The sequence below is a fragment of the Roseburia faecis genome (assembly GCF_001406815.1).
Classification (GTDB): Bacteria; Bacillota; Clostridia; order Lachnospirales; family Lachnospiraceae; genus Roseburia; species Roseburia faecis.
Map to the genome: position 1 here is coordinate 172,606 of NZ_CVRR01000037.1, position 24,969 is coordinate 197,574.

24 protein-coding genes, 1 pseudogene and 1 riboswitch are annotated in these 24,969 nt (G+C 43.6%); of the genes and pseudogenes, 2 read left to right on the top strand and 23 right to left on the bottom strand.

What is annotated here, in order from left to right; all coding sequences use genetic code 11:
- The 16 genes and pseudogenes from M72_RS12040 to M72_RS12115 form a co-directional block, all read right to left on the bottom strand.
- The gene (locus M72_RS12040; RefSeq protein ID WP_055068386.1) at positions 1-1,062 is read right to left on the bottom strand and encodes an FUSC family protein; all 1,062 of its coding nucleotides are present in this window, start codon (positions 1,060-1,062) and stop codon (positions 1-3) included.
- Between the two features lie 140 nt (positions 1,063-1,202).
- Complete coding sequence (locus M72_RS12045; protein ID WP_055068387.1) at positions 1,203-1,763, bottom strand: flavin reductase family protein; 561 nt, start codon at positions 1,761-1,763, stop codon at positions 1,203-1,205.
- Positions 1,764-2,322: 559 nt separating this feature from the next.
- Complete coding sequence (locus tag M72_RS12050) at positions 2,323-3,405, bottom strand: ABC transporter ATP-binding protein (protein WP_055068422.1); 1,083 nt, start codon at positions 3,403-3,405, stop codon at positions 2,323-2,325.
- A 221-nt stretch (positions 3,406-3,626) separates the two neighbouring features.
- Positions 3,627-4,679 carry a FecCD family ABC transporter permease gene (locus M72_RS12055; protein ID WP_055068388.1) on the bottom strand — a complete coding sequence of 351 codons (1,053 nt, stop codon included), beginning with the start codon at positions 4,677-4,679 and terminating at the stop codon, positions 3,627-3,629.
- A gap of 61 nt (positions 4,680-4,740) precedes the next feature.
- The gene (locus tag M72_RS12060; protein ID WP_261291827.1) at positions 4,741-6,303 is read right to left on the bottom strand and encodes an ABC transporter substrate-binding protein; all 1,563 of its coding nucleotides are present in this window, start codon (positions 6,301-6,303) and stop codon (positions 4,741-4,743) included.
- 473 nt (positions 6,304-6,776) lie between these two features.
- Positions 6,777-7,976 (bottom strand): annotated as a pseudogene (locus tag M72_RS12065) (sirohydrochlorin cobaltochelatase); the annotation flags it as partial.
- Between the two features lie 125 nt (positions 7,977-8,101).
- Positions 8,102-8,269, bottom strand: coding sequence for a hypothetical protein (locus M72_RS17220; protein ID WP_176694790.1), 168 nt, complete (start codon positions 8,267-8,269; stop codon positions 8,102-8,104).
- A riboswitch (cobalamin riboswitch) is annotated at positions 8,254-8,588 on the bottom strand. It overlaps the preceding gene by 16 nt.
- Positions 8,589-8,672: 84 nt before the next feature.
- Positions 8,673-10,061, bottom strand: coding sequence for a sensor histidine kinase (locus M72_RS12075; RefSeq protein ID WP_055068390.1), 1,389 nt, complete (start codon positions 10,059-10,061; stop codon positions 8,673-8,675).
- Positions 10,052-10,711 (bottom strand): response regulator transcription factor, encoded by a 660-nt coding sequence (locus M72_RS12080; RefSeq protein ID WP_055068391.1) that lies wholly within the window; start codon positions 10,709-10,711, stop codon positions 10,052-10,054. The genes M72_RS12075 and M72_RS12080 overlap by 10 nt, the downstream gene beginning before the upstream one ends.
- Complete coding sequence (locus M72_RS12085; RefSeq protein ID WP_082413903.1) at positions 10,704-11,450, bottom strand: lantibiotic immunity ABC transporter MutG family permease subunit; 747 nt, start codon at positions 11,448-11,450, stop codon at positions 10,704-10,706. Before M72_RS12085 ends, M72_RS12080 begins: the two co-directional genes overlap by 8 nt.
- Entirely contained in the window at positions 11,423-12,187 is a 765-nt protein-coding gene (locus tag M72_RS12090) for a lantibiotic immunity ABC transporter MutE/EpiE family permease subunit (RefSeq protein WP_022045480.1), read from the bottom strand. Before M72_RS12090 ends, M72_RS12085 begins: the two co-directional genes overlap by 28 nt.
- Positions 12,184-12,888, bottom strand: coding sequence for a lantibiotic protection ABC transporter ATP-binding protein (locus tag M72_RS12095; protein ID WP_055068392.1), 705 nt, complete (start codon positions 12,886-12,888; stop codon positions 12,184-12,186). The genes M72_RS12090 and M72_RS12095 overlap by 4 nt, the downstream gene beginning before the upstream one ends.
- 281 nt (positions 12,889-13,169) lie before the next feature.
- Positions 13,170-13,592, bottom strand: a complete 423-nt coding sequence (locus tag M72_RS12100; protein WP_243130518.1) for an RNA polymerase sigma factor — start codon at positions 13,590-13,592, stop codon at positions 13,170-13,172.
- 841 nt (positions 13,593-14,433) lie between these two features.
- The gene (locus tag M72_RS17225; RefSeq protein ID WP_176694791.1) at positions 14,434-14,580 is read right to left on the bottom strand and encodes a hypothetical protein; all 147 of its coding nucleotides are present in this window, start codon (positions 14,578-14,580) and stop codon (positions 14,434-14,436) included.
- A 154-nt stretch (positions 14,581-14,734) separates the two neighbouring features.
- A complete protein-coding gene (nagB, locus tag M72_RS12110) occupies positions 14,735-15,472 on the bottom strand; it encodes a glucosamine-6-phosphate deaminase (protein WP_055068393.1) in 738 nt (245 codons plus the stop codon).
- Positions 15,473-15,543: 71 nt separating this feature from the next.
- Positions 15,544-16,410 carry an HAD family hydrolase gene (locus tag M72_RS12115; RefSeq protein ID WP_055068394.1) on the bottom strand — a complete coding sequence of 289 codons (867 nt, stop codon included), beginning with the start codon at positions 16,408-16,410 and terminating at the stop codon, positions 15,544-15,546.
- A 302-nt stretch (positions 16,411-16,712) separates the two neighbouring features.
- Between M72_RS12115 and M72_RS12120 the strand changes: the two genes are divergently transcribed.
- A complete protein-coding gene (locus tag M72_RS12120; RefSeq protein WP_015516751.1) occupies positions 16,713-17,888 on the top strand; it encodes an IS110 family RNA-guided transposase in 1,176 nt (391 codons plus the stop codon).
- A 154-nt stretch (positions 17,889-18,042) separates the two neighbouring features.
- Here M72_RS12120 and M72_RS12125 read toward each other — a convergent pair whose 3' ends face one another.
- The 5 genes from M72_RS12125 to M72_RS12145 all read right to left on the bottom strand — a co-directional run bounded on the left by M72_RS12125 (position 18,043) and on the right by M72_RS12145 (position 20,959).
- Complete coding sequence (locus M72_RS12125; protein ID WP_055068395.1) at positions 18,043-18,540, bottom strand: DUF6591 domain-containing protein; 498 nt, start codon at positions 18,538-18,540, stop codon at positions 18,043-18,045.
- Complete coding sequence (locus tag M72_RS12130) at positions 18,537-18,965, bottom strand: MerR family transcriptional regulator (RefSeq protein WP_022046225.1); 429 nt, start codon at positions 18,963-18,965, stop codon at positions 18,537-18,539. The genes M72_RS12125 and M72_RS12130 overlap by 4 nt, the downstream gene beginning before the upstream one ends.
- 284 nt (positions 18,966-19,249) lie before the next feature.
- Positions 19,250-19,885: a lactate utilization protein gene (locus M72_RS12135; RefSeq protein ID WP_055068396.1), complete on the bottom strand. Its 636-nt coding sequence runs from the start codon at positions 19,883-19,885 to the stop codon at positions 19,250-19,252.
- A 24-nt stretch (positions 19,886-19,909) separates the two neighbouring features.
- Positions 19,910-20,083 (bottom strand): hypothetical protein, encoded by a 174-nt coding sequence (locus M72_RS12140; RefSeq protein WP_055068397.1) that lies wholly within the window; start codon positions 20,081-20,083, stop codon positions 19,910-19,912.
- Between the two features lie 21 nt (positions 20,084-20,104).
- Positions 20,105-20,959, bottom strand: coding sequence for an N-acetylmuramoyl-L-alanine amidase family protein (locus M72_RS12145; protein WP_082413904.1), 855 nt, complete (start codon positions 20,957-20,959; stop codon positions 20,105-20,107).
- A 180-nt stretch (positions 20,960-21,139) separates the two neighbouring features.
- Here M72_RS12145 and M72_RS12150 point away from each other — a divergent pair, with 180 nt between their 5' ends.
- On the top strand, positions 21,140-21,682 hold the full coding sequence (locus tag M72_RS12150) for an ECF transporter S component (RefSeq protein WP_022046221.1): 543 nt from the start codon (positions 21,140-21,142) through the stop codon (positions 21,680-21,682).
- Between the two features lie 93 nt (positions 21,683-21,775).
- Here the strand turns inward: M72_RS12150 and M72_RS12155 are convergent, their stop codons facing one another.
- Together M72_RS12155 and M72_RS12160 are read right to left on the bottom strand one after the other, a co-directional pair.
- The gene (locus M72_RS12155) at positions 21,776-24,115 is read right to left on the bottom strand and encodes an ABC transporter permease (RefSeq protein WP_055068398.1); all 2,340 of its coding nucleotides are present in this window, start codon (positions 24,113-24,115) and stop codon (positions 21,776-21,778) included.
- A gap of 10 nt (positions 24,116-24,125) precedes the next feature.
- Positions 24,126-24,842, bottom strand: a complete 717-nt coding sequence (locus tag M72_RS12160) for an ABC transporter ATP-binding protein (RefSeq protein WP_055068399.1) — start codon at positions 24,840-24,842, stop codon at positions 24,126-24,128.
- Positions 24,843-24,969: the final 127 nt, after the last annotated feature.

The following is a 24,969-nucleotide window of genomic DNA, read 5'->3' on the forward strand; positions in this document are numbered from 1 at the left end:
TTATGCCATCTCACCCACCCGGTGGATTTCCGTTCTTTTTCTGAGGAAATCCAAAAATCTGTCACATACGACGGTATATACAGATCCCATCACATTGAATATAATTCGCAGTGCCACTGCCGTACCTGCACCGAATAACCCCGATGCGATCGACAGTGCGCCAAACGTATTAAATACGGTCTGCCATGCATATCCTGCAGAATAACCCACACCAATTCCACCGATCATCCCGATATACGGATACATGGATTCCGGTAACACATGATACAAAATAAGGAAGATCATGCACCCCACAATATTAAACGGTCCCCTGCGTTTTGCACGCTCCACACTGTCCTCATGAAATGGAAGACATACAGACATGCAGGCGATTCCCGCCCACATGGCACGCGGCCATCCGAGCAGTGACACAATCAGCAGTGCCGAAGAAACAATCAGTGTCAGCTTAATATACCACCAGTTCCGCGCGGAACGTACATCAAATTCCCGGAACAGATCCAGGAATGTCCGGCGGTATGGGCGGTTTTTCTGATTCTTATAAAATACAGCCATGCAGATTCCCATACCAATCAGCAGACTGATCACACGCAGCACATAGGCATGTCCACTCACATCATACCCCTGCAAAAGCAGATATCCAAGGACAAACGTAGACTGGTTTGACATGATCACATTGTGGCATCCGAAAATCATGAGAATCAGAATACATGCCACATTCACAAAAAATGCCGGAACCGGATGCATCATATTGGTAATTCTCGGTCCTGCGATTAAAATTCCAAAAATTCCCGCAATACAGAGCAGCCCATGACTGGTACGCACCCCGAAATCTGCCTGCCGGAGCACAAGTACTGCCAGCAGCACAACCACTCCCGGTACACTGTTATCTGCACCGAATATTTTACTAAACAGTGTAACCACAGCGACGCAGAATGCCATAACAAGATAGACTTTAAAATTATAGATCAGGATATGTCTGCGTTTTTCTTTTTTGTCTGTTGTGTTTTTGATCAGCTGTTTTGAGCCAACTGAACTCAGTTGTAGTTCCTGGTAAAAAGTCATCGTCTGATTCCCCCTCGTTTTTTTAATAAAAAAGTACGCTGGCTTTGTGGTGCAACGATATCACAAAGCGTAGCGTACTATACCTCGATTTTTAAAAAACGTCAAGGATACGTCCTGTTTTTTTTAGATTTTGTTTAGAATTATTTTAGATTTTTCCCATCTGAAAAAGCATTTCCCACTTTTTCGCCCAGCACATAATACTCATTGTTGAACGGATCAAATGTGATCGGCTGTACTTTTGCCACATCTACTTTTCCGTCGGTCATTGCAGCTTCATCCACACTGACATTGACAATCTCCGCTACCAGTCTGCAGCTTTCCGGATCATAACTTTTTACTTTGCACTCTGCGCAGACTGCCAGTTCATTGATGATCGGAGCGTCTACATTTGCACTTTTTTTCACGGTAAAACCTGCTTTTTCCAGTTTGCCTGCCACATTGTTTGCAGACACAATTCCCACATAATCACAAGCTGCCACATGCTTTGCATCGGCCATGCTTACGGTAAATGCCCCGGTTCTCTGGAAATTCTTTGTTGTCTTATGTCCGGCACTGATGCAGAAAGAAATCTCGTTTCCTTCACTGATTCCGCCCCATGCTGCGTTCATTGCATTCGCCGTGCCGTCCTCATTGTATGTTGCGAGAATAAATACCGGCTGTGGATAGGTGTATGGTTTTGCTCCAAAATCTTTTCTTGCCATATTAATTCACTCCTTTTCGTGCTCTGTTTTGAATTATTTGGAAGGATGAACTCCTTCCTCTGTTTTATACCTCACATTTTTGCAGGAATCAAGAGGGGGCAGGACATATACAGGTTTTTTGTGGGATTATGTCCCACGGCTTTTGCTTCTTGGGACATATGTAGATTTTGTGAGCAATTATGTCCCATAACTTCTGGTGTCTGGGATATATAGAAGATTTTTCCGGAGCTATGTCCCTCTTTCTTGGACACACGGGACTTTTTCTCCTGCTTTTTCGCTATATGTCCCTCTTCTTTAGACTTACGGGACTTTTTCCTCTGCTTTTTCTTTATATGTCCCTCTTCCTTGGACTCGCGGGACTTTTTCCTCTGCTTTTTTCTATATGTCCCTCTTCTTTAGATTCGCGGGACTTTCTCCCCTGCTTTTTTACATATGTCCCATCTAGGTTCTGCAATAGCATGAAATGAAGGTGATATACTTTTATATGCCCCAAAATTATATAGCTAAATACAGTTCGCACTCCAAGATTTCACACAGGCAAAAATGGCATTTTATATAATTATATCTCTGCACATACTTTGCCAAGTTTTTTTGCATATTCATAAAGCTGCCTATTTTTTTCATTATAAGGACCAAATTCTGTCAATGCGCAAATGCAGGCATCACAGTCATCGAGCATCTGTTTTGCCCGCAAAAAGGTTTCTTCCGAAACCGGAAAGAATGCTTTTTCCGAAAAAACACAAGCGGCAAGTGCAGATGCCGCTGCGTACTCCACATCATTTTCCTGCAGAATGCCTGCTGCAAACGGAATATTCTGCCGCTGCAGGCGGTTGTAAACCGCAAGCCCTGTTCCACCACCGCCAATCACAAATACCTCCGGAATTCCTTCCGGTCTTTCCATAAAAACCTGTCCGGTCTGCGGTTCAAACTGCTGTGGCTTTACACCGTACAACTGCTGCACGTAGTTCCCGGAAAAGATTTCCTCCGGTGCCCCGACCCGGTCAATACGGTCCCCTTTCACACACGCAATGGTGTCCGAAATTTTCTGTGCCAGATCCAGTTCGTGCAATGACATGATAACTGCCAGATTTTTCTTCCGTGCCAACATGCGGATGGTTGTAAGAATGTCCAGTTTAAATCCCATATCCAGATAGGAAGTCGGTTCATCAAGAATCAGAACCTGTGTGTCCTGGCAGATCGCCCGCGCCAGCATAAGTCTCTGCCTCTGCCCATCACTGATTCTCCGGAAATCCTGCTGCTGCACTTCCCCGGCATGCACCAGGGCAATCGCCTCGTCCACCTTTTTCCAGTCCTGTTGTGAGAGGATACCAAGCCTCCCCGTGTATGGGTAGCGCCCGGTTGCCACCACATCTCTGCCACTTAACAGTTCCGTGTGGATGCGCTCCGTCATGACCATCGAAAGATGTCTGGAAATTTCACTGTCCGTCAGTTCCCTCATGGATTCTTTTCCCAGAAAAACACTGCCGCCAATGGTTTTAAGCTGTTTGGTGATGGTCTTTAAAATTGTCGATTTTCCGGAGCCGTTTGGTCCGATCAGTGTGAGGATTTCCCCTGGCCGGACACCCAGATTAATATTTTTAATCAGGGGAATCCGGTCGTATCCTACGGTCAGATCACGCATCGTAAGCTGCTCGGCATCGTTTGGTATATCTTGCGCAGGAAACTGCCCTGACTCTTTTAGCATATTCTGCCCGTTATGTTGTTTTCCGTTTTCTTCTTTCATCACTTTCCAATTATTTTCCATTTGCATTTTTGTGTCTGCTCATAGTAACTTTCTTCCTGCCTTTGCGTCCTTATCCGTTTTGGCTTTCTGTCTGCACGTTATTTTTCTTCCACGATTCATCACATCTGCTGCTTTCGCAACATTGCCGCAATTACCACCGGCACTAAAAATACCGCCGTCACCGAACTGATACTGATCTCCGTTGGTGCAAACACGGTCCGCGCAATCCCGTCACAGAACAGCGTAATCACTGCCCCGCCGAGAAAACATCCCGGAATTAGAATAATCGGTTTTGCCGTGTGGGTTGCCAGTTTAATCAGATGTGGCACCGCAATTCCGACAAACGAAATCGGTCCGGCAAACGCGGTCACACATGCCGACAGCAGACTTGACAGTAAAATCAGTGCAATGCGCAGTACTTTTACATTTACGCCCATATTTCTGGCATAAGATTCTCCCATCTGATAGGCACTGATCGGTTTTGCAAGCCCGAAGGTAATCACAACCGTGATTCCAACAATTATGACCATGATGCGAATGTGCTCCCAGCTCATACCGGAAAAACTTCCCATTGACCAGTTGTGAAGATTGACAATATTGGAATCGTCCGCAAACGTCACACAAAAATCCGTAATCGCCGAACAGATATAACCAATCAGGATACCGCACACTACAAGAAGCGACATATTCGATACCCGAAAAGAAATCAAAAGAACAAATCCCATGGCAAGCAGTGAACCGGCAAATGCAGCTACCACCATTCCAAGGGAACTGACCATAATCCCTTTTTCCAGAAGAAAGATCATGGTCAGTGCCACGACAAGTTTGGCTCCGGAGGAAATCCCAAGCACATACGGTCCTGCAATCGGATTCTGGAAAAAACTCTGCAGCAGGAAACCGGATACGGAAAGTGCCCCTCCGAGCAGAACTGCAGCAATGATACGGGGCAGACGGATTTTCCAGACAATCTGATACAGTGTGGAATCCGGCTGATGTTTTGTCAGCACGCCCAGAAAATCAAAAAAAGACATTTCCACACTTCCGACACCGATATTCCAGAAAAACAGAATTGCCAGCAATAGAATAATCACCACAAAAGAAACCAGATAGCGGAGCGTTCTGTTTGTTTCTGTCCCGGAATTATTCTTTTTTTCTTTTATTTGTGATCTCATATTCTGCTCCTCATGCATTACGACAATTGTTATTATTTGTACATCCGTATGCCCCGGCTCACTACAATTTCTTCAAAAACCGGTATGTTCCATCCCCTTCTCCCGTCAGAATCTGATTCAGATCCTCGATAAAATCACAGGTTCCGGTAGACTGCTGGTAAAAATTGCTTCCTGTTGTATATACCTGTCCACTTTTTACCGCCTGAAAATCCGCAAACAGGCTGTTTTTCTTTACCAACTCATCAATGGACGTCAATTCCCCCTCAATGGTTCCGTTGTAGATCAGCACATCCGCATCAATCTCCGCAGAATAAAAATCTTCCATCTGCATTTTCATCGTGGAAAGTGCATTTTTTTCTTCATCCGTATAATTTCCGAGTGAATAGGTACCGCCTGCAAGTCCGATCATCGCAGAGACATAGTCGTTTGGCTTGCGCACAGTGATCGTCCCGTCCGAGGAAACTGCAAAAAATGCCACCTTTTTCCCGGTACTCTTTTTTTCCATAATCGGTTTCACACGTTTTACCTGTTTATTAAAATAGTCATCTGCCTGCTGTTGTTTTCCAAACAGAATACCAAACAGTTTGATCCATTCCAGCCGTCCCAGCGGATGCTTTTCATAACTGGAACGCTCGACCATCACCCGGATGCCAAGTTCTTCGAGTTTTTCCTTTACTTCCGGATTGTGCGTGACCATCGTATTTTCAATGGCAAATGTGCAGCCACCCTGCAACAGCTGTTCGTAATCCGGCGCACTGTATTTTCCGGCATAAACCAAAGAACCGTCTGCCATGGCATCCTTCGCCTGCTGCACATACCAGTCGTCTTCCTTCAATGCGGTGTATGCAACGTGTGACAGCCCGCCGGTCTGACAGATCAGATCCATCACCGCAGACGATACAAGGTACACATGGTTTAACGGCTGCTGTAAAACGGTTACATCCTCCGGTACATCCGCTGGCACCGGAACCCCTTTCGGAATAAGCAAAAAACGACCGTTGTCCACGATCGTAATCAGCTTATAATTTCCATATTCATCGATCTGAAACTGATCGGCATAGGACAATTTTACCTGCCCGGTCTGTTTCAGCTCTTTAAAACTTACATCTTTTGCAAAAGAAAATGTCAGGGTGTAATCAATCTCATGCGGCTGGCTCATGGCTGTAGTGTCTCCTACTACATCCATCGTACACGGAACTCCGGCAATTGGAAATGTAAACGTTGAATTCCCGCCCTCGTTCTCATTTGTATATTTTTTTCCATCGACCAGCATGTAATCGTAATAGGTACTGCTCCAGACTATGGTTGCATATGCCTGTCCGTCCGTCACTTTTACTTTTGCTTCAGAATCTACGGAAGCTCTGCCGCTTCCGCCTTCCAGTTCTACATTTACGGTGTATTCTCCGTCTTCCAGCGATGTGTCCGGTTCCGCGGTGGCAGTCTGCGTTTCCGCGGCATGCTGCACCTGTTCTTTTTCTGCCGTAGAACCACAGCCGGACAAAACCGACACACACATACAAAGGGACACGATAATTACCGTTAATTTCCTGCTTTTCATACTTTTTCTCTTCGACCGGATGATTTCTCCGATCCATCCTATCTGTTTTCCTGTAACTTCTGACACATGTACATCATTTTCAAATACGATGTACCGGAATTGCCGCCGTCTGGCAGACAACTCACATTTTATTTTTTCTGTGCATCTGATACACTGACTTTATGATCATACCAGGTTCCCTTGGTTCCAAGAATTGCAAGGTCAAACTCTTTTCCAAGTTCTTCTACCGGCACGTCAAATCCGTAAACTTCCTCTGTCGTTCCATCGCTGTATTTTACTTTATCTGTCGTTGGCTGTAACAATTCTGCACCGTCTTTTTCTGCATCTTTTGCACTTCCCAGAAACAGATTTACGATTTTCTTGGATACCAGACGAATATGAATGGTCATCTTTTTGTCTTTTACGGTAAGGGTTCCACATCCATTGTCTGCTTCATTGACATGAAACATCCCACTGTCGGTATTAAACTTTGCGGTATAAGTGCCGTCCTCCAGCGCGGATACCGCGCTGGAAGAAGCAGACTTGGAAACTTTTCCAAGTGACTCAATTGCTTTTTTTGTATGCTCTACATAAAGTTTCTGGACAGCTTCAATCTCACCAAGTCCGGCAATCTGTGTGTCAACACTGTCGAAATTGCCGCTTGCAGTGAACTGGCTCTTCCAGGAATCGTCATCGTCTCCTGCCATGTCATTGTTTGCATGATCTCCGGCAACAACCATGAGTGGACGAAGAATAACTTTCTTGTAACCTGCGTCCTTAACTGCCTTGATTACATTTTCACAGGAAGTCTCTTCCGGCTTCCCCTCTACGGTTCCGATAAAGACATTGTCATAACCAAGCTTATCCATCTGTGTAGACATCTGGCTGTAACTTACCTTTGCAGAATGGGAAGTACCGTGTCCCATGAATACAAATGCAGTACCGTCCTTCTTTGCGGCATCCAGTGAATCGTATCCTGCGGTCTTTACTGCTTCTGCTGTAATATCTTCTGCAACTGCCTTCTTGTCATCGTTGATCACTGTTGCATCATCACCAACTTCGCCAAGCAGCGGTTCCGCAACGACAACTTTTTCAAACTTATCCTTATATGCATCCAGCTCTCCGACAAGTTCATCATACTCTGCCCCATGCATCAGGTGTGTCGGCTGGATCACCAGATTCTTTACCCCGTTATCGACCGCTCTCTGTAATGCCTGGTCTACGTTGTCGATCTTCTCGCCATCTCTTGCCTGTACGTGATTGATAATGATCTGTGCGGTAAATGCCCTGCGGACTGCCCAGTCCGGATTTGCTGCCTGAATGGCTTTTTCCACACCACTGATATCTGCAACACGGCTGTCATTAAAAGATGTACCAAAGCTTACGACAAGGATTTCGTTATCTCCGATATTATCCTGATTTAACGGATCATCCTTGGAAGCATCACCGGTATCTCTGCCGAAATAATCCGGATCTGCATTTTCACCGGAAACAAGTGCTTTCTGTGCATCTGTCAGCTTGTCCCATGCTTCTTTTGCAGCAGCACACTGCTCATCGGTTTTATCTGTTCTTTCCTGAACATAAATAGCATCAATTAATTCTGCTACCTCATCTGCAGCTGCCTGATCGTCTTTTGCAGACTCTGTACCCTGCGAATTTTCTACCTGATTGTTGTCTTTGCTGTCTTTGTTTCCGCATCCGGCAAGCATGCCTGCAGCCAGTACACATGTCAGAAACAATGCAAGTGTTTTCTTTCTCATAATTCTCTCCTTTTTGAAATACAGCATAGGCTGCATTTCCTGCATACACCGCATCCACCCTGACGGATTTCTCATGCGATGTATTCTTTGGGTTGACGGGTTGCTTCATCTCATAAGATCACGCATCATCCAAAGTGCCAAAAGAAAAGCCCCACCCGGAACATTCCGAAAGGAGCAATCAACCCATGCAAAAAGGAACTGTCTGTGGACGGCTGTCCCACACAGTTTTCTGTAACATGCAGTACGATCAATGACTCGTGATCTGAAAGTAAAAACTTTCTGTACCAGATCATTGGCAGGTTTCCTGGCTCATAGATCATCATAACATGCTTCGCCTTCCCAATGCAGTTGCATCAGTGGCATCTGAAATGCAGCCTAAGCTGCATTTCCTACGTACACCGCATCCGCGTCAGCGGATTTCTCATGCGGTGTGCTCCTTCTTGAAACGCAGCCTAAGCTGCATTTCCTACGTACACCGCATCCGCGCCAGCGGATTTCTCATGCGGTGTGCTTCTTGCAGTTACTCCCTAATCACAGTGACGAGTTCGTACAGGATTTGCACCTGTTTCCCTTTTACCCTGCGCATACAAGCCCATATATCCCATGTAAAGCGGCTTTATATGACAGGCACCAACGATCTTCTTTATGAAACTTTTTACATATTAGCATATTGCGCGTTTATTTACAATGCGAAAATTACGTCTTTTCCGTTTTGATCCGGCACACCACTTCCGCTCCAGACTCCGCGTGGTTGTAAAAACAAAGCATGCCGCCCTGCTCTTTTAAGAATTTTTTTGCGATCGCAAGACCAAGCCCCTGATGCGTCCGGTCATGCCGGCTGGCATCCCCGCTGTAAAATTCCTGATCTGCATAGATGAGATCCTGCTCCGAAAAACCCTTTCCAAAATCGCGGACGGTTGCAGTCAGATACTCCTGCCCCTCATACACTTCCATCTGCAGGCGCACCACGATCCCGCGCGCCCGGTCTGTGTGTTCCACCGCATTGCTGACCACATTTTTCCACGCTCTGCCAACCGGTCCTGGCTTGCAACATACATTCCCACACAGGGAATCCTCCTGAAAATCAACCGGAACTTTTTCCGCTGCCGCAATCTGCATGGCTGCTTCTTTGAACTGCTCTTTCAAACGCGCACAGGTGACTACTTCTGTCTCCTCTGCGCGGTCACGTCCATACAGCAGTTGCCGCATATGCTCCAAATACTGCTCCATGCTGCCCACATTCGCCAAAATAGCATCCGTACACTCCCGGTTTTCCGCAGACAAATCCGTCTCCGCCAAAAGCTCGGCATTTCCTTTGATGACAGTAAGCGGTGTCTTGATATCGTGTGTCAGTGCCGCAAGCTGCTCTTTTTTCTGCTGCTGTGCGTCCCACTGTCTGGTCAGCGAATCTTTTAATGCTTCTTTCATGCCGGAAAGTGAGGACATCACATCGTCAATCTCCTTAATCTGCGATGGGCCGGTTTCAAACTCCAGATCATTTTGTCCAATTTTTTCCGTAACTTCGCGTAGCTGCCTAAGCTCCCGTTTTAATTTTTTTGCAAAATGGCCGGACAACAATATGGCGTGCAGGAAAAACAGCACCACGCCAAGCACCGGTGTCAGTATCTCCAGAGATGGAACAATGCCGTTTAATTTATCGTACGCATACCTCATATGCAAATCGTATTTTACAATACAGATATCGCCGCTGTTCTGCTTAATATAGCGGTAATACTTTCCCATGGATGCATACTTACTGCCGTTTTTATACCCCTGCCATGCCCTTTTCTGCGCGTCTGCCGAAAAAGTTCCGATCTTAAACCGCCCCATCGCATCGTAAATCCCGTATCTGCATCCATCCGGAATCAGGGCTTCCACATCTGTCCCCGCAGCCTTAATTTCTTCCGTATGGTCCGTCAGTTGCAGCTCCGCATAATTGGCAGGCAGCGTAAATCCTGTCATGGGACTGAATACCAGAAGCACCAGACAGAACATTCCGATTCCGAACGTATCCAGACAGAATAACGCCGCAAATTTCAAAAACAGCCCGGTCAGTGTTTTTTGTCTTCTTTTTTTCATTTCCATCGATAGCCGATCCCCCAAACCGTTTCAATCGGGTTGATCCCGAATTTCTGAAATTTTGCACGAATATTTTTTACATGCTCCGTAATTGCGGAACTGTTGCTGTCCCCGTCAAATCCGAATACATGCTCTAAAATCCGTTCTTTCGAAAATACCTGTCCGTGGTTTAATGCCAGGAATTCGCAGATCGTATATTCCGCCTTTGTAAAAACAAGTTCATGTTCCTGCACATAGATTTTTCTCTCCTGCATGGAAAAACGCACCTCCCCGATACAGATCGTATGCGTTTTTTCCCTGTTTTCCCGCCGGATATGTGCAGCAACTCTCGCCCGCAGTTCCCCGATCCCGAACGGTTTTGTGATATAGTCATCCCCACCCGCGCCAAGCCCGGTCATTACGTCTTTCTCTTCGGTTTTTGCCGTGAGAAACAGAATCGGACAATCCACTTTTTCGCGGATTCTGCGGCACAGATCAAACCCGTCTATGCCCGGCATCATCACGTCTAAAAGAATGAGCTGGTATCTGCCCAGTTTGTCTTCCTCCAGTTGCAGCGGATCTTCAAGTGCCGTCACCTGATACCCTTCCCGCAAAAGTGCTTTTTTGATCACAGCTAAAATTTCCCGGTCATCATCAATTGCCAATATCTCAGTCATTGCACTGCCTTCCTTCATATTTATGAAACCATACTCCGATTATGACACACATCAGAAACAAGAGCAACAGACAAAACAACACACGTTTCCCGTTTACGGGATCATTGCAGTACCGAATGCCCCTTGCACTCCACGTAGCCGGAAAAAACTGCCATCTGCCCTCCCCAAGCCCGGTGAGAAACAGGGCGGACACCACCGACTGCGCCACGCCCACGCACTGGGATACGGTCTTTGGAAAGATCAGATTCAGGAACAAATGCTCCAGATACAACGGCACACTTCCGAAAATCAGTGTCCCCGTCAGCCGCACATACCGCATGCCAATCCCCTCTTTTCCCAGTAAAAAATGATACCCGGCAGCAAAAAGAACTGCTGCCCCGAAAATTGCAAGAAACCCCATGCCAAAAAGAACCACGCCCTTTACAACAAACCCTTTGCCCTTTACTTTGTAGTTCCCGAGAAATACCTGAAAATGATTCTGCTCCTCAAGTCCGATATTTCCCGCACACACAATGCTCACCACAAACGGAAGCCCGATACCGATCAGTTCAAAATATGCCATGGTCTGTCCCATGGGATTTCCTATGGTCCCGCGATAATAAAACAGCATGAAACCAGCGATGATAACCGGCACCGCCACATGAAACGGAATTAAAAAAGTATGCTTCATTTTCAAAAGTTCCGCCCGAACACTTCCCATCACACGTTTTGTCATTCTGCCACCTGCTTTCGAAACCATGTTCTGCCTGCCAGCCAGAATACCAGAAACCACAGAAGTGCGGCAGGAATTCCAATCAACAGACCACTCACTCTGCCGAGTTCCGGAGAATAGGTCACCTGCCCCGGCTCAAACGGCAGTCCGTTTGGCATCACTTTGATCACGACACACATCAGCCGCGATGTGATCGCTCCCGGAAACAACGCAAACCACGGTTTTAACGATACCGACGTAGACAAAATACTATAGATTCCAACATGGATCACAAGCATCAGAAATGTGCTTATTTTCTGTGCAAGAAGCAGGCAGAACGGAATCTCCCAGAGTGTGGTAAGCCACAACACAATTCCTGCCAGTATCTGTGCCGGAATCGGGATTGCCTGCCTCATCTTCAGATTTCCCACGGATTCCAGCAGCATCTGCCCCATCATGGAAAACAGCGTAAGTCCAGCAACTGCAACCGCCGACATCTTTATTCCGACAAGGATTTTTGCGTCCCAGATCTGTTCCATGCCGCAGGGCAGTGACCATATCGTGTAATTCTTTTTCTGTTTGTCCTTTTTCCCGATGATGCTGCACAAAATGCCCAGAAACGCCGGATACAGCCCGATGTACCACCAGTTGTACACATCAACGGAAAAATAGGAAGAGGTCAGCCAGAATGCCAGCAACGCCGTAAACACCGGCATGCCGAACGTAATTGCTGCCACGGAGGTATGACGGTATTTTAACTGTTCCGCCTGAAAATAATGTTTCATGATTCATTCCCTCCTTTTGCGACAACCTTCATAAACAATGCCTCCAGATCCTGCTGTTCCTGCAGTTTTCCTTCAAATCCCACCGTTCCCTTTGCAATGATCCCGATGTAATCGGCAGTCTGCTGGATTTCACTTAAAATGTGGCTTGAAATGATCACCGTAATGCCTTTTTGCGGGAAACTCCGGATCAGTGCGCGCAGCTCCTGAATTCCAAGTGGATCTAACCCGTTGACCGGTTCGTCAAGTACCAGCAGTTTCGGATCATTCAAAAGTGCCAGACCGATGCCAAGCCGCTGCTTCATTCCAAGTGAAAAAGCCCCTGCTTTTTTCTTTCCCGTATCCGTCAGGTCGACGTTTTTGAGTACTTTCTGAATTTTTTCATCCGGAATTCCAAGAAGAAGCGCGCGCACTTTCATGTTCTCCCACGCCGTCAGGTTTTCATAAATGGGCGGTGTCTCGATCAGCGCGCCAATATCCGCCAGATCTGCCCGCGTCCACTTATGCCCCTCAAAATAAATTTCACCGGACGTAGGGTTTAACAATCCGGTGATTGTTTTCAACAGCGTGGATTTTCCCGCGCCGTTTGCCCCCAAAAGTCCGTATACACAGTTTTTGGGGATTTCCATTGTAATGTTTTTCAGAACGCTTTGTCCTTTAAATTCTTTTGACAGATTTCTGATTGTGATCATATTCTGTTGCATGTTTCATCCTCCTCTTGATTTGTAAAATCAGTATAAAGGAGAATTCTAAGGAATTTATAAGGATCTTTTTATTTTATCTGCAGTTTTAAAAATGCCTGTTTCACTGCAATCTCTGTATCTGCAATTTCCGGTGCAAGGGCCTGTTTTAAGATCTGATCCAGTCGTTCATCCGTCATATCCGATCGCCTCCAATTGTTCTTTTAACAATGCTTTTGCTTTGCGCATCCGGGTTTTTACGGTACTTAACGGGATATGTAAGCATACCGTAATCTCCTGCATGGTCATTCCGCGGAAAAATTCAGGTAAACCGGCATCCGGTACTTCTCCGGAAGTGCCGCCACAACTGCCTGAACTTCCTCGATTTCCGCCTGATTTAACATCTGCTGCTCGGGCGTTTTTTCGTCCTCACACGCGCCGGACAAACCGCCCTGTTCCATGTATTCTTCAAGACTGCTCTCCGGAAGAATGCGGTTTCGCACGGCGTATTTTTTCTTTTTGTTTTTCCACAGCAGGATTGCTGTCTGCATGGCATAACTTTTTATATTCTGCGCCGCATCAAGCTTTTTTTGCTTTTCCAACAGCTTTACCATGGTGTCCTGATACAGTTCGTTTCCACGCTCTGTACTCCCGGCATTCATCCTGCAGAACCGCAGAATGTCTTTTCCATGTTCGGTGACAAACTGCTCAAATTCGTGCTTATCCATCCCTGATCCTTTTTCTCTCTTAAATCGATTTAAGGGGTTTGCCCTTACACTTTTATATTGTCCTGAACTGGCAAAAAGGTTTTATTTATACTATAATAATATCCTGAATCATCAAAAATGTCTCCGTTTTATTTTTCAAACATACTTAATTAACGACAAATAGAAATTTCCATAATAGAACTTGCAGTTAAGGGGCGCCTGGAAAGGATATGCGAATCCCATAAACTGAAATAAACTTAAAAACACCCGGTTAAATCACTTGATGATAAGGACTGGTATCTATAGATAAAAAATTAAAGGCTCAGGTGACGTTTTTTCGAAATTTTAGTGCTTGAAATCAGGAAATGTCACCTATATAGTAAAAATTGCTTTTTCAGGTACCGCTTTTTTCGAGAAAGTGGTATCTGGAAAAGCAATTTTTGATCTATAGAGACTTTCCGGTATCTGAATGTTAAATTATCAATATATAGGTACCGCAATGGTATCTTTTACATGAATTTTCTTCCGGGAGTGACTTTAACTGCAGGTTCTGGTGCCTTTATATTTGTTCCACAGACAGGATTTGCGAAAATATGTTTCTCAATTATATTTTCTCCAGCCAACAGGAAGAAGGGGAACATTTCTTTCGGAAGAACAAATTTACAACTTGCTCTGGCACTCACAACCCACAGCGAATTGCGTAAACCGAACAACTTTACTCCACGTACCTGAAACCAACGCCAGAGCTAACTTGTAAATTTTTCTGTAGAAAGAGAATGTCCCCTTTTTCCGTCACATCGAGAAACCTTATATTTAGAACAGTCTCCCCCCGCAAATCCATCCCTCTGAACAGACCGCGCAGTTAAACAACAATTTCAAATATCACTATTTTTTCCCGTACATTGTTTCCGTCAAACAGATCTCTGCAATCAATTTCATCGGAAAACAACAATTCCTCTACGGTCATCAGATAAGCTATGTATTCATCGGATGGATAATAGAAAAACAACTTTACTGTTCTCCTGTTTTCATAATAAGAATTCAAAATCCGGGCAATTACTTTTTTCAGCAGTTCCAGCGAAAAAGGATTAAAAAAATAAATCCGGTCCACCGTTTCCGGAACTGTATACCGCTCCGCATTTGCAAGTGCAAATAATTAGAAACTAAAGCACATCTTTAATTAACTTTCCTGCTTCCTTATCAACAATAACTGTTACATTATTGTGTAACTGTAAGATTGAAGCTGGAACCTTTGGAGTTACCGGACCGAAGAATGCATCTCTTATAATCTGTGCTTTCTTCTCACCATTTGCAATTAATAAAATATGCTTTGACTGCATAATTGACTTAATACCCATTGTAAATGCCTTTTCTGGAACTGCTTCACCTTCATCGAAAAGTCTCTGGTTAGCATCAATTGTGCTCTGTGTAAGCTGTACACAATGAGTTGTTTTTTCAAAAGATTCACCAGGTTCATTAAAACCAATGTGTCCGTTTAAGCCAATGCCTAAAAGCTGCATATCAATATTTCCAAGCTGTTTCATAATACCTTCGTATCTTGCACATTCAGCTTCTTCGTCTTCAGCCATACCATTTGGAAGATATGTATTAGACTTCTTAATATTGATTAAATCAAAGAGGTTAGTATCCATGAAATATCTATAACTCTGCTTATGATCACCTGTTAAGCCTTTGTATTCGTCAAGATTAATAGTACTTGTCTGTGAGAAATCAATATCTCCCTTGTTGTACCATTCAACCAACTGCTTATATGCGCCAATTGGTGTTTCACCTGTAGCCAATCCAAGTACTGCGTCAGGTTTCATAATAACCTGTGCGGATAAATAATTAGCTGCCTTTCTGCTCATATCTTCATAATCATTAGCTATTATAATTTTCATTATTTTCCTCCTTGCATATTAAATATGTATTGAAATAATAAACTCCCTTTTTATTATTAGAATGTTTATTTTTATTTGCCCTGGTCAACTAAGAACTGGATAAATCTGTCTACTCCACCGCCTAAAATCTGAATCTTTTCAGGTCTTACACCTTCTAATGAAGAAACATCGAAGAAATCTCCTTCTTCTGTCTTAGGTGTAAGCATAAAGCTGTCACTTCCGTAAAGACCTTCCTGAATTCCTACGAATTCATCTCCCCAGAAAGAACAATCTTCTGCTTCAATGCCTTCTTCCTTAAATGATTCAAGGATTGTATCTACGTTGTTACTCTTACATGAAATACCAACTTCAAGATACTTAGCATCACATGTTGCGGATACCTTAAGGCCGAATTCTTCTCCAACCTTTTCTGATAATGAAACTAAATCCATAATTCCATTCTTTAAACCATGTTCTTCTAACATAGCCTTTAACTGTGACATTTCATCTTCCTGCATAAATAACTGATCTCCACGTTCATTTTCTACCTGTAAATCAATTTTGCAGTAGTTTGGTCTTGAAAATACAACATCAGTTTTGAAGTTATATTTTTCAAGTAACTCTCTGTGGATTTTGTAGCATACATCATGAATCTTTAATAATCCTTCTGTGTCAGGTATACAGTCAGCGAAAATCTCCGGCTGACCGTTAACCATCTTATAGTTGTATGCTCCTCTGCCCAAACCTAAGTAAAGGTTTGAAGCTTCCTCTGGAGTGAAATGTTCATGAATTTTTCCACTGGCAATTTTGTCATATGTTGTACCACTTACAATTACAAGCTTTACTCCACTTGCAAGTAAAGGCTTCATAGCTGCAACAGCTTCCTCAACAGGAGCCTGTCTTGACATTACGGCTGTTCCGTCCCAGTCGAAAAATATTGCCTTATATTTCTTGGACATATTCTTCTCCTCGTATTATATAGTAGTAGTTTTTATAGACCCTCTCCAAGGTCTTTACAACTATTAGGTCATAGTCCATTCTTTACCTCTTCTGTAGGTTCGACTATGATATATAAGATGCTGTGGATTGGTTTTATTTCTCCTACCACTTGATGGTTTTAGGAAGGCTCCAACCACAGTCTCTTTGTTCATTTGTTAATCAGTTAGATACCGCATGACGGTTTATTTAGAACGAGGTTACAATCGCAAGGAGCACCCTGTGGTTCTAAAACAGCATTAATACATTTCAAAGGAGATTTATTATGATTTACATAGGAATTGATGTTGCAAAGGATAAGCATGATTGCTTTATCACCAACTCTGATAGCGAAGTGTTGTTTAAAGCATTTACCATCTTCAACAACTTAGATGGTTTTAATGATCTTTATCAAAAGATTGAATCCGTTATGGATGATGTGACAAAAGTAAAAGTAGGACTGGAAGCCACTGGACACTATAGTTACAATCTCCTTGGATATCTCATTGATAAAGGTCTGCCCACCTATGTTATCAATCCGTTACATACAAATCTGTACAGAAAAAGTCTAAGCCTTAGACAGACGAAAACGGATAAAGTAGATGCCCGCACGATTGCTTCCATGCTCATGTCTGATGTGAACTTAAAGTCCTACTCAGACACATCTTACCACAACGAAGAGTTAAAGTCATTAACTCGTTATCGTTTTGATAAAGTAAAAGAACGTGCCAAGCTAAAAACTTCCGTTTCAAGACTGGTCTGTATCTTATTCCCTGAATTAGAAAAACTTGTACCAACACTTCATATGGCATCTGTTTATGCATTGCTTTCTGAATTTCCCAGTGCTAAACATGTAGCTACTGCACACCTTACCAGACTTACAAATCTTCTTTCCGAATCTTCCAAAGGTCGATATGGTAAAGATACTGCTATTACTTTCAGAGATTCTGCAAGAGCTTCTATCGGCTCAAATATGCCAGCCAAATCTCTTGAATTGAAGCACACCATCAAACTTATTCAGGAACTTGATTCAGAGATTGATGAAATCGAAAATGAGATTAAAATCATCATGGATGAAATCAACTCTCCAATTCTTAGCATTCCTGGAATCAACTATCGCATGGGAGCTATGATTATTGCCGAGATCGGTGATTTCAATCGTTTTGATTCTCCTGATAAGATCTTAGCTTATGCCGGCTTTTCGCCATCAACATATCAATCCGGACAACTAGATGGTGCCTACGCACATATGGAAAAACGTGGCTCCAGATACCTGCGATACGCTTTGTATAATGCCACCAAATATGTCTGCCACTGGGATCCAACATTTGCAGCCTATCTTGCTAAAAAACGAGCGGAAGGTAAACATTACAATGTTGCCATATCACACGCTGTAAAAAAATTGGTTCGAGTGATTTATCATCTTGAAAAAACAAAGCAGCAATACATAAAAGCAGCTTAAATCTTTCTAATTCAATACTCCTTTTTTGAGCACCTATCACGATGCTCTTTTTGTCATACAGTTTCAAGGTTCAAGGAACTCTAACTGAGTTCCAAATATATCTAAAATACATTTCTGTACTTTATTCAAAAAATATCATTTTAAGGCTTGACTTTTAATAGTTAGTCTTCTTATCAGTCTTTGAGGAATCTTTGGATGTATCTTTTGCGTTTTCCGAGTCATCTGTTTCTTCCGGCTCCTCTGTTTCTTCCGGCTCCTGCGTATCCTCCGTATCATCGTCCAGGTCATAGATATCTATATTCATTGTCTTTTTCCTTTTATCATAACTCAGCGAGAGCGTATATCCATCTTTATTCTCTGCATCATATGAATCTTCCGTCCCATAATAATCCACATTAAATCCGTTTTCCTTACATGCATTTATATAATCTGCAAACTGTGATTTCGACGTATTAAAAACGTCAATTTCAAAAGAATCTTCTGCATCCAATACAATTTCTCCGTATTTTGATTCCGGAACAGGCAACGATTTTACCAGCGTACTTGTCGGCCAATGATACTCTGTTTCTTTCGTCTTCATAGCATTACAACCACTAAGATTTCCCAAAATCATTATTCCACAACACATTACCATCATTAATCTTTTTTTCATTTCTCTTTGTCCTCCCTTTTTTGATCCTGCTTCATTTTTCTCAACACTGCTATATGATCCATATAGGTCTTTTCCACAGTGTTTTCCTCTGTCGGAACCGGTAACATTCCATTTTGCTGCACATATGAAATAAATTCCATCTGCCCGTTCAGCTGTCTGATCTGTTGCCTTAGCCCTCGGATTTTCTTTTCCAGATACTGATTTTTTTGTTTCTCCGAAAGCGTCAGAAGATCTTTGATTTCCTTCAGATCAAGCCCCATTGCCCGATACACCAGAATCTCCCAGAGACGTTCCAGTGCAGCGTCATCGTACAGTCGATAATTGTCTTTCGACCGCTGGGCAGGCAATAGTCCTTCATCATCATAAAACTGCAAAGTTCTCTTGCTCACTCCTGCCAGCCGGCTCACTTCGTTTACTTTTTTCATTACGGCCTTTACCTTTCCCCGTACTTTTCAGCATAAACTATCACGCATACGTGACCGCAATACTGATTTCCAGAAATGCCATTTCTTGGGTTTCATAAAGGCCTTTGAAAATTTTGCGAGGTAATATTTCCGGAAATAAAAAAGTTCTGGAAAACATCTGTTTCCCAGAACTTTTTATCCTTTATTATTCATTTTTCTTACAAACCTGCCGGATCAGCTGAATCAGTGCCACCACTGCCAATGCTATATGCCCATAATCATCACAAGAAAACCCGTCTTTCTTCTTAAAAGCCCAGATTTTCATCCACCAGAATAATCTGAAACCGTCCTTTGACCCTGCTGAATCGGGTTGTCAGAATCTGACAGCAGATGCACTGTGGACTTTTACAGTCAAAACAGCTTCCGTTTTTGGAACATGGTGTGTCAATGCCAAATCGCTGTGCATTAATCGGTGCCGCCTCATTCCGCGCACGGTGCAGGGCGTCTTCCTCGGATTTTACGACTTTGTTCATACCCACAATCAGCAGAACATGCTTTGGTCCATAGGCATACGCAGCCACACGATTGGCATTTCCGTCAATATTGATAAACACGCCATCCTCGCTCATGGCATTGACACTGCCCAAAAAATAATCCGAGCTGAATGCTTTCCGCGCAACCTCCTCTTTTTCCTCCGGGGTTTTTACTTTATCCCGGTCATAAAATTCATAATCACCGTTGGAAACGGCATCGTAAAGACCACACTCCTTTACAGAAGTTGCACCGCCCATGTTGATACTGCTGCCCTTCGGGATCAATTCGAGTGCTTTCTTTACAGCCTCTTCTTTTGTCTCTACATAATATGCTTCCATGTTGCGGGAATTAAGTGCCTCCACAACACGCGCTCCCAGCTTCTCATTTCTCATTTTCCTTACGTCCATTGTGTAAACCTCTTTTCCAAATAGCTACGCTATGATTTCATACTGCATCAGCTCATATTTGAGTCTGCTCCCCTCCATAATTTCCGGTGGAAGCAGTGCCCGTGCCACAAGTTTCAGATCATCACTTTCAATATCTGTCCTCTTTAAATTTGCATAATCGCCGTCAATACTGACAACTTCATAATACCATGTTTCCATATGTCACCTCCATTTTTAATCTCACAGGCTGCTTAACGGTGCTACATGAATATGATGTTTTACATATTTGTTGATCCCCTGTACCAGTCCGTCCGCAAGTTTTTGCAATTTCCTGTCACTATGATCCGAACACTGGTTGCCCAGTTCAATATCAACGGAAGGAATTGTACTGTACGAAGTCTGCGTCAGATCAATCTCCGTAGCACCGGTTCCGTTTATTTTAATCTTTTGGGAACGCAGCCCTTTGATCAGTGATTTTCCCAATGCGTCATGTTCTTCCCAGTAAGATGCAACCGGACGCATTTTTTTGAGTTTTTCGGGAACAGAAGCATAAAAGCATCCTTTGTCGTAAGAAAGTCCATCGCTGTCCCAATGCAGCGCAATATGACAATCCGCTACATTGTTACATATGACGGTACGCGCCACGTTATCCAGCTGTACATCCTTTCCATCCCGGACCATGAGCACATCATACCCCTCTGCCAGCAGTTTCTTTTTCAGAATCCGTGCCATACGAAGCGTCACATCACGTTCTGCCGTTCCGTCCCGAAATGCCATTCCATCTGAAACCGCCACTGCTTTCACAGAGCCTGCCGCTGTCGTTCCTCCGGTCACCTTTGCAGAGCCATCCGGATGACACAGCGTTTTTACCGATGAACCGCCTTTCGTCCCATGTCCCGCATTGACTGCAATCACAATGTCCTTCCGGTTCTTTTTCGCCTTGTACATAACGGCATAGCCCGATGTAATTCTGGCATGATCCGCATATTTCCAGGAAGAGTCCAGATAAATTTTCTCCTTCCCCTTCGCATATCCGCATATCGGGAAACTGATGACCATCAAAAATACAATTAGAAATACTATCCCCTTTTTCATATACACTCCTCTTTCTAAACATTCGACAGTTTTTATCCCCCTGTAGGAGCAAAATATCTTTTCACTGTCTTTACTCTACCTCATTTTTTATGGTAACACAAGATAAAATCCCCGTGTCGTTGCATTTCAGTGCCTTTAAGAGTATCATTACCATGATACGAATTTTAGGAGGCTAAATTTATGAAATTAAAAACAAGACAAATCACTGTTACAGCAATTTTACTCGCAATCTGCATTGTAAGCCAGTTTTTCAAAAACCTGAATGTATACATCACAGGCCCGATCATCAATGCCGCTCTGATTTTAACCACGGTATACGCTGGTCTGGCCTGTGGCATCATTTTAAGCGTGATCACTCCAATCACTTCCTTTTTCATCACCGGAAGCCCGATTATGGCAGCCATTCCTGCAATGTTCCCATGTATTATGATTGGAAATATCATTCTCGTTCTGGCAGTTGCCCTGCTCCGCAGTAAATTCGGTAAAAAAGCCGGTTTGCCCGTATCCATTGTAATTGGCGCTGTATTAAAGGCTCTGTTTATGGGAATTTTGATTTCTCTTATCATTCTGCCGAATATGCTCCCGGCAAAAATGCAGCCAATGTTACATGTCCTGCAGCTTCAATTTTCTGTCACACAGTTAATTACCGCTCTGATCGGCGGGGTATATGCTATCATCATTCTTGCGGTACTGCGTAATACCTCTCTTGGTGAGCAGGCGTAATCCCACACTACATAAATTAACGCCCCGGCAGCTACAACTACCGGGGCGTTTTATGTACCTCTCCAAAGTACCAGTTCTTTTTATTTTCTTTGTTTACTCTACATTTTTCAAAGCCTGATCCATCGGAATCTTCTTGATTCTCTGGAAATCAAATACCATAACAATCAGATATCCGATCAGCACAAATCCAAACATTTTTGCATAACCAATCGGTGTTACGCGAAAAGTGAACCAGCCGCTGTAGGAAAAGAGCATCATCCGCCATGCCGCGGCCATAACAAGTGTTCCAAGAATCACACTGATGAGATCCGCGATTACAACCACAATACTCGTCGAAAGCAGATACAGACTCGCGATCTCTTTGTTTTCGTATCCAAGGATTTTTGTCATGGAAATCGCATTTTCATTCTTCTCAATAATCAGTTTCGTCAGAAGATAGATCATAACCGCAGCCAGAAGAATACAAAGAATCTGGAAATAATTCATGTACGATCCCATCGAATGGTCAAGCTGATCTGCCATCTTTGTAATATCTCTTATCGTGATGGTCGTTGCAATATTTTCCTCATCAATATCTGTAATCCTGCTGTCGGATAAAAATCCACTGAATTCATTTTCCTTTAAGTCAAATACTTTTCCGTAATTGTCAATCGACATAAAAAGCGCAAGACTTTGGGACTTGTCATAAAATCCCGCAACTTTAAACTTGTAAGATTTATTTTCATACTTTTCATCCAGCGATACGGTATCGCCAACGGTAAGTCCATACTTGTCAGCAAACGAAGTGGAAATATAAACTTCATTTTTCTTGAGCGAACTTAACTTTTTGATCTTTACATAGTTGCTGTTGTCCGCGATTCCATATACCGAGATCTCCTCATCAAGCACATCACTCTTTTTTACGAGTGAGGTCATGTTAAACTTTTCGGCATCTTTGTTTTCCGTTGTAATCCGTTTATTATCGTCATCTTCATAGGATTTAAGCACATACTGGTATTTTGCAAACATCATGCCATCCGTGTTGCTCTTATAATAATCGAGCGTATCCGGCATGCCCACTGCCATGGCAAGCATGACCATGATAAAGAAAATACCGACAAATAAAATCAGGTAATTTGTGACATTCTGGAACATGATCCGCAGGCGGAACCGGCCAAAAAAGCTCCATCCCGGCAGACGCATGGCTTTTTTATTCTTTGTCTTTTTCAGGTCATGACGCAGAAACTGCAGTGGTGTATGCTGCATCATGCGCACGATCACGATCAGGTTGACAACCAGCATCAGGATCACCGGAACCACCGTAGTCTTAAAGAATGCATCCGGATTCCAGATCGTGTAATACGTTGGCAGACTGTAACTGTTGTAATACATCGATACAACAATATTTTTAAACACCGTATAGCCGAGTATATTTCCGACAATCGCAGCCAGCAGTGTTACAATAACCGGCATGGACAGATAGTGCCGCACCAGCTCTCCCTTCGTGTAACCGGACGCGCGCAGCGTTCCGATCGCGGAGGACTCTTTTGCAATCGTATTGCTGATCGTCACGGCAAAGATAAATGCGATGATTACCACAAGGATATCCAGCAGCACACCGCCCATGGCTTTGTCCGATCCCATATCATCGGTTGCAAAATTAATCGCCGGATTGCCATATTTCGGTGTGTAATCTTCGAGCTCATTGTCCGCAACAACCACCTGTGTGAGCAATGCACGCATAAAATTATCAGAGCTTGTTTTTTCCCCGGCCTCATCCGCAGGCTCCGTTTCATATTTCCATGCATAAGTATAGTGAATACTCTTGTGCAGCCGGTCGAAACCGTCCTGTGTCACCATTGCCACATCAAATTTCAGTGCATCAAACATCAGATCTGTGGTCTTTTCATGTAAGGTGGAGTAATTGACATACGCAAGCAGTCCCACAACCTTATAAGTCTCTCCGGAAACTGTGACGGTATCTCCCACCTTTATTCCGACATTGTCGGCGTGCATACGGTCAATGGCAATTTCATCCGCCTTCTGTGGGAAACTTCCCTGCAGCATACATGCCAGGTTGATATCCTTTGTCTTTGCAAATACGCGGATCGTTCCATCCTTTTTCCCGTCGTTATTATAATCTTCTTCCTCATTTCGGAAAAAGTTTTCATACAATGTTGTCTTTGTTGCCTTAAAATCCGCTTTTTCACCTGTCTCAATTGCCGAAAGCAAGGTGGCATCTGCCTGTTTTTTTAACTCAAAATGACCGTCTTCCTGTTTGTATTTTGTCACGCCTTCGTTTGCCGAAGTAATCATACTCTCGTTTGCCACATACATACCGGACACAAAGCCGATCGTGAGCACAAGAAACAGGAATACAACCAGATATTTTTTCCAGTCCCCGATCAGTTCTTTCGGTATTCTCCTGATCAGGGGATTTTTGATTTTTTTCATAGCAGCCCCCTTACCATTCCAGATCTTCCGCGGATACCTTGTTTGTATTGATGTCGTTGTGGCGCACCGCACCGTCACGGAGCTTGATCACATGGTCTGCCATATTTTTGATGGCCTCGTTATGCGTTACCATAATGATCGTGTTGCCGTATTTTTGATTGACCTCCTCGATCAGTTTTAAGATTTCCTTGGACGTATTGTAGTCAAGTGCTCCCGTTGGCTCATCGCAGAGCAGGATATCCGGATTTTTTACAATCGCACGGCCGATGGAAACACGCTGCTGCTGGCCGCCGGACAACTGGTTCGGCAGTTTGTAGCGGTGCTCGTAAAGTCCGAGCGTATGTAACAGATCATCAATATCAAGCGCATTGTCTGACAGATACGCTCCCACTTCGATGTTTTCCTTCACGTTTAGATTTCCAATCAGATTGTACATCTGGAATACATAGCCGAGATGCTTTCTGCGGTACTGTGTCAGCTTTTTCTCACTCATATCCTCTAACTTATCGCCGTTGATATTGATGTAACCGGAATCGGCGTTATCAATGCCTCCGATGATATTGAGCAGTGTGGATTTTCCGGAACCGGATGGTCCTAACAACACACAGAACTCCCCTTTTGCAACGGAAAAATTCATGCCGCGCAGGACTTCCTGACGCGTCTGTCCGCTTCCGAATCCTTTCTTTAAATCTACAATTTCCAAAAACTTCTTTTCTTCTTCTGACATAGAAACTCCCTTTCTTTTTGGTTTTATTTTTCATACTAATATTAGTTTTATCTAACCTCTGGTTCTTTTTTTAGGTCTCCCGCAAAAAGCGAAAGACCTGTGCTTCTTTTCTAAACCTTTTGTCCAA

Coding starts and splice junctions, on each gene's coding strand:
- M72_RS12040 (WP_055068386.1), bottom strand. CDS start 1,062: ATGACTTTTTACCAGGAACTACAACTGAGTTCAGTTGGCTCAAAACAG.
- M72_RS12045 (WP_055068387.1), bottom strand. CDS start 1,763: ATGGCAAGAAAAGATTTTGGAGCAAAACCATACACCTATCCACAGCCG.
- M72_RS12050 (WP_055068422.1), bottom strand. CDS start 3,405: ATGCGTGATCTGACCGTAGGATACGACCGGATTCCCCTGATTAAAAAT.
- M72_RS12055 (WP_055068388.1), bottom strand. CDS start 4,679: ATGAGATCACAAATAAAAGAAAAAAAGAATAATTCCGGGACAGAAACA.
- M72_RS17220 (WP_176694790.1), bottom strand. CDS start 8,269: ATGATCTGGTACAGAAAGTTTTTACTTTCAGATCACGAGTCATTGATC.
- M72_RS12075 (WP_055068390.1), bottom strand. CDS start 10,061: ATGGAAATGAAAAAAAGAAGACAAAAAACACTGACCGGGCTGTTTTTG.
- M72_RS12080 (WP_055068391.1), bottom strand. CDS start 10,711: ATGACTGAGATATTGGCAATTGATGATGACCGGGAAATTTTAGCTGTG.
- M72_RS12085 (WP_082413903.1), bottom strand. CDS start 11,450: ATGGTTTCGAAAGCAGGTGGCAGAATGACAAAACGTGTGATGGGAAGT.
- M72_RS12090 (WP_022045480.1), bottom strand. CDS start 12,187: ATGAAACATTATTTTCAGGCGGAACAGTTAAAATACCGTCATACCTCC.
- M72_RS12095 (WP_055068392.1), bottom strand. CDS start 12,888: ATGCAACAGAATATGATCACAATCAGAAATCTGTCAAAAGAATTTAAA.
- M72_RS12100 (WP_243130518.1), bottom strand. CDS start 13,592: ATGGATAAGCACGAATTTGAGCAGTTTGTCACCGAACATGGAAAAGAC.
- nagB (WP_055068393.1), bottom strand. CDS start 15,472: ATGAAAATTATAATAGCTAATGATTATGAAGATATGAGCAGAAAGGCA.
- M72_RS12115 (WP_055068394.1), bottom strand. CDS start 16,410: ATGTCCAAGAAATATAAGGCAATATTTTTCGACTGGGACGGAACAGCC.
- M72_RS12120 (WP_015516751.1), top strand. CDS start 16,713: ATGATTTACATAGGAATTGATGTTGCAAAGGATAAGCATGATTGCTTT.
- M72_RS12125 (WP_055068395.1), bottom strand. CDS start 18,540: ATGAAAAAAAGATTAATGATGGTAATGTGTTGTGGAATAATGATTTTG.
- M72_RS12130 (WP_022046225.1), bottom strand. CDS start 18,965: ATGAAAAAAGTAAACGAAGTGAGCCGGCTGGCAGGAGTGAGCAAGAGA.
- M72_RS12135 (WP_055068396.1), bottom strand. CDS start 19,885: ATGGACGTAAGGAAAATGAGAAATGAGAAGCTGGGAGCGCGTGTTGTG.
- M72_RS12140 (WP_055068397.1), bottom strand. CDS start 20,083: ATGGAAACATGGTATTATGAAGTTGTCAGTATTGACGGCGATTATGCA.
- M72_RS12145 (WP_082413904.1), bottom strand. CDS start 20,959: ATGAAAAAGGGGATAGTATTTCTAATTGTATTTTTGATGGTCATCAGT.
- M72_RS12150 (WP_022046221.1), top strand. CDS start 21,140: ATGAAATTAAAAACAAGACAAATCACTGTTACAGCAATTTTACTCGCA.
- M72_RS12155 (WP_055068398.1), bottom strand. CDS start 24,115: ATGAAAAAAATCAAAAATCCCCTGATCAGGAGAATACCGAAAGAACTG.
- M72_RS12160 (WP_055068399.1), bottom strand. CDS start 24,842: ATGTCAGAAGAAGAAAAGAAGTTTTTGGAAATTGTAGATTTAAAGAAA.